This window comes from Staphylococcus sp. McC-251-APC-3A2 (genome assembly GCF_009695665.1).
GTDB lineage: Bacteria > Bacillota > Bacilli > Staphylococcales > Staphylococcaceae > Staphylococcus > Staphylococcus cohnii.
Window position 1 is genome coordinate 1 of the sequence record NZ_VUNO01000017.1, and the last position, 3,537, is coordinate 3,537.

The 3,537-nt window shown below is 29.1% G+C and carries 3 protein-coding genes; 2 read left to right on the forward strand and 1 reads right to left on the reverse strand.

Going from position 1 to position 3,537, the window contains the following annotated elements; genetic code table 11:
• The first annotated feature begins 162 nt into the window (after positions 1–162).
• Positions 163–1,095 (forward strand): replication initiation factor domain-containing protein, encoded by a 933-nt coding sequence (locus tag FYJ81_RS12925; RefSeq protein WP_107607531.1) that lies wholly within the window; start codon positions 163–165, stop codon positions 1,093–1,095.
• Positions 1,096–1,352: 257 nt separating this feature from the next.
• Positions 1,353–2,621 (forward strand): MobV family relaxase, encoded by a 1,269-nt coding sequence (mobV, locus tag FYJ81_RS12930; RefSeq protein WP_154409734.1) that lies wholly within the window; start codon positions 1,353–1,355, stop codon positions 2,619–2,621.
• Positions 2,622–2,914: 293 nt separating this feature from the next.
• Here mobV and FYJ81_RS12935 read toward each other — a convergent pair whose 3' ends face one another.
• Positions 2,915–3,163, reverse strand: coding sequence for a GlsB/YeaQ/YmgE family stress response membrane protein (locus FYJ81_RS12935; RefSeq protein WP_076955182.1), 249 nt, complete (start codon positions 3,161–3,163; stop codon positions 2,915–2,917).
• Between the last annotated feature and the right edge of the window lie 374 nt (positions 3,164–3,537).

A 3,537-nucleotide genomic window follows, 5' to 3' on the forward strand; every position in this document is an offset into this window, starting at 1 on the left:
CAAACCGACCAAAGTTTTCGTGAACGACTTACCTAAATAAAATATAAAGAGTTATGTTTTATTAATTTTTGTATATCTAGATATTAAACGATATAAGTTTATTCTTCAAGATATATATTTCGGGTGAGCGACTTCTTAGATAAAATAAGGAGTCGATTTTTTATGAGTAAAAAAGAGCAAATTAATGATTTTAATCAAGAAATGAACAATAATCTTAAAACCGGATACTCTAATAGCCGGTTAAGTGTTCCGATTTGGGACACCCCCCAACCAAAATTAAGTTTTGATGCTATGACAATTGTTGGAAATCTTAATAAAAATAATGCTCAAAAGCTATCTGAATTTATGAGTCTTGAACCACAAATTAGACTTTGGGATATATTACAAACGAAATTTAAAGCTAAAGCTCTACAAGAAAAAGTATATATTGAATATGACAAAGTAAAAGCAGATACGTGGGATAGACGTAATATGCGTGTTGAATTTAATCCGAATAAACTTACACATGAAGAAATGCTTTGGTTGAAACAAAATATTATCGACTACATGGAAGATGACGGTTTCACAAGATTGGATTTAGCTTTTGATTTTGAAGATGATTTGAGTGACTATTATGCAATGACTGATAAATCAGTTAAAAAAACTATTTTTTATGGTCGTAACGGTAAACCAGAAACGAAATATTTTGGTGTTCGTGACAGTGATAGATTTATTAGAATTTATAATAAAAAACAAGAACGTAAGGATAATGCAGATATTGAAATTATTTCAGAACATTTATGGCGTGTAGAAATTGAGTTAAAAAGAGATATGGTTGATTACTGGAATGATTGTTTTAATGATTTACATATTTTAAAACCAGACTATTCGACAATAGAAAAAGCTCCAGACAGACATACAATTATGGCTTTGCTATTTGATGAGAGTGAATGGGGAAAATTAGAACGTAAGAAGAAATATAGAATGAAAAAATTAATGACTGAAATTTCTACAATTGATTTAACGGACTTAATGAAATTGACTTTAAAAGAGAACGAAAAACAATTGCAAAAGCAGATTGATTTTTGGCAACGTGAATTTAGATTTTGGAAGTGAATTAAATTTTATACACGTGAGTGATCATAAAATTTATGAACATTAGCAACCACCATTTTTGGTTGCTGGTGTTTTGATTTTGAATTTGGTTTTGAACTTATGGACTGATTTATTCAGTCCATTTTTTGTGCCTGCACAAAAACATGTTTGAGCCTCGCAGAGCATACGGTTTAACGACTTATTGAAAATAAGTCTAGTGTATTATACTTTTATTTAAAAAGATAACACACTAGATGTGCTGAGGAGTGATTTTGTTTATGTCTTATTCAATTATTCGGGTTGCTAAAGTGAAATCAAATACAAATACAACTGGGTTACAAAAACATATTCAAAGAGAAAATAATAACTACGAAAATATTGATATAAATTTAGAACAATCACATTTAAATTATGATTTAGTTAATGACAATCCAATTGACTACAATTCGGCAATCGATAAAAAAATCGAAGAAAATTATACAAGTAAAAGAAAAATTAGAACAGACGCAGTTAAACACATAGATGGTTTGATTACATCAGATAGTGAATTTTTTAACAATCAATCACCAGAAGATACAAAACAGTTTTTTGAGCATGCGAAAATATTTTTAGAACAGGAATATGGAAAAGATAATTTATTATACGCAACAGTTCACTTGGATGAGAAAACGCCACATATGCATTATGGAGTGGTTCCAATAACTACTGATGGACGTTTAAGTGCTAAAGAAGTTGTTGGTAATAAAAAGGCTTTAACAGGATTTCAAGATAGGTTTAATGAATACCTTAATAAGTCTGGGTATGATTTGGAACGTGGACTGCCTAAGACGTTAACAAAAGATAAATATGAACAATTAAGCCAGTATAAACAAAAAACAGAATATCATAAAGAAGAATATAAGCATGAGAGCCAAAAATTAGACTATATAAAGCAAGAAAACGATAAATTGAACCTAGAGTACCAAAATGCATTAAAAACACTTAAAAAGCCTTTAAATGTTCCTTATGATTTTGAAATGGAAAAAGTAGGTGGTTTGTTTAATAAAGAAGTGCATGAAACAGGAAATGTAGTGATAAGCCAAGATGACTTTGAAAGTTTTAAAACTCAGATAAAGGCTGCACAATCTATTTCAGAAGATTATCAATTTGTTAAAAGTGGTCAAGCATTGAAAGATGCTGAACAAAAATATAGAGATTTAGATAATGAATTGACCGAATATAAAGTAGAAAATGAAGATTTAGTTGATGAGTTTAATAATTTAGCACAGCGTTATAACCAATTGTTAGATGAAAATCAGAAGAAAGATAAAGAATTGAGTGATTCATTCAAATTATTTCAGAATGTATTTAAAATAATTAAAAATATTGTGAAAGAAGATGTTTATCATAAATTGATAGATCATATTGATAATCGATTAGAGAGTTCGAAAATGAGAGAAGTTATGACAGTAGATAATAATGATGATGTATTCTTTAAGCAAAAACATAAAGTACAAGAGCCAGAAATAATTTTTGAAAACGATAGAGACGATGGTTTTACGTTATAAAAAGCATAAACTATTGGGAAGTTGATATAATTCAACATAGCTTATGCTTTATTAATACCTGTATGGAAGGAGTTCCATACTGATTATAACAAAAGAACACGCATTTATGCCGAGAAAATCTATTTGTCGATGAGAGCCCTTAATTAGACTTAAAGCGCCAGCGGTCAATAGCGTTAGCTATTAAATCGACCGATGGACAGCTTTAGGATTATTAAGGAGCGCAGAATCGTCGACAAATAGAGGAATTGGAATAAAGCAAAAAAGTAACCAACTATACATAGCTGGTTACTTGATTATTTATTTATAGCTTTTGTAATAAATGAAACAATTAATATTAAAATAATTGATCCAATTAGAGCTGGTAAAATTGGAACTCCACCTAATATTGGACCCCATTGTCCTAAAAGTTTACTACCAATTGCAGAACCAATTAAACCTGCAATTATATTTCCGATTATGCCGAATGGGACATCTTTACCAAGGATAGCTCCTGCGAGCCAACCAATTAGTCCTCCGACAATTATCATAATAATAAATCCCATGATGTAGTCTCCTTTTTTAAGTATTATTTATAATGTATACCCTGAGAATATTTAATTGAAACGAATTAAGTATTAATCTTTTCCTGTTTTATTAAAACTTGTATATTTTGATTGTATTTTTATGATCATTGATTTAAAAAGTTATAGAGGACTAAATAATTTAGTAGACAAAAATAACTTATTCCTATTAGACCAAGTTATTTTATAGTGTTATATTAATAAACAAATAAAAAGAAGTCGCTCACCCCAAACCGACCAAAGTTTTCGTGAACGACTTACCTAAATAAAATATAAAGAGTTATGTTTTATTAATTTTTGTATATCTAGATATTAAACGATATAAGTTTATTCTTCAAGATATATATTTCGGGTGA

Coding starts and splice junctions, on each gene's coding strand:
- FYJ81_RS12935 (WP_076955182.1), bottom strand. CDS start 3,163: ATGGGATTTATTATTATGATAATTGTCGGAGGACTAATTGGTTGGCTC.
- FYJ81_RS12925 (WP_107607531.1), top strand. CDS start 163: ATGAGTAAAAAAGAGCAAATTAATGATTTTAATCAAGAAATGAACAAT.
- mobV (WP_154409734.1), top strand. CDS start 1,353: ATGTCTTATTCAATTATTCGGGTTGCTAAAGTGAAATCAAATACAAAT.